Origin of the sequence: Kitasatospora purpeofusca, assembly GCF_000718025.1 — a bacterium.
Classification (GTDB): Bacteria; Actinomycetota; Actinomycetes; order Streptomycetales; family Streptomycetaceae; genus Kitasatospora; species Kitasatospora purpeofusca.
This window is the reverse complement of the sequence record NZ_JODS01000098.1, coordinates 1-385: the sequence shown is the minus strand read 5'-3', so window position 1 is coordinate 385 and position 385 is coordinate 1. Positions and strand designations below refer to the sequence as shown.

General features: G+C 72.2%; 1 protein-coding gene. It reads left to right on the top strand.

Annotated features, from left to right (window positions below; translation table 11 throughout):
- On the top strand, window positions 1-385 hold a 385-nt coding region (locus tag IF01_RS43355; RefSeq protein ID WP_037783126.1), incomplete at both ends, for an acyltransferase domain-containing protein.

Here is a 385-nt window from a genome sequence, read left to right as displayed (position 1 = left end):
GCGGCCGGACTTCGTCGCGGGCCATTCGATCGGTGAGTTGGCGGCGGCGCATGTGGCGGGGGTGCTGTCGCTGGAGGACGCGGCGGTGCTGGTGGGTGCCCGTGCGCGGTTGATGCAGGCGCTGCCGGGTGGTGGGGCGATGGTGGCGCTGGAGGCGACGGAGGAGGAGGTCCGGGCCGTCCTCGTCGAGGGCGTGGACGTCGCGGCCGTCAACGGGCCCCGTTCGGTGGTGGTTTCGGGTGACGAGGCGGCCGTCGAGAGCGTGAGGGAGCACTTCGCGGACCGCCGTACCCGTCGGCTGCGGGTCAGCCACGCGTTCCACTCGGCCCACATGGACGGCATGCTGGACGAGTTCCTCGCCGTCGCCAAGTCCCTGACCTTCCAC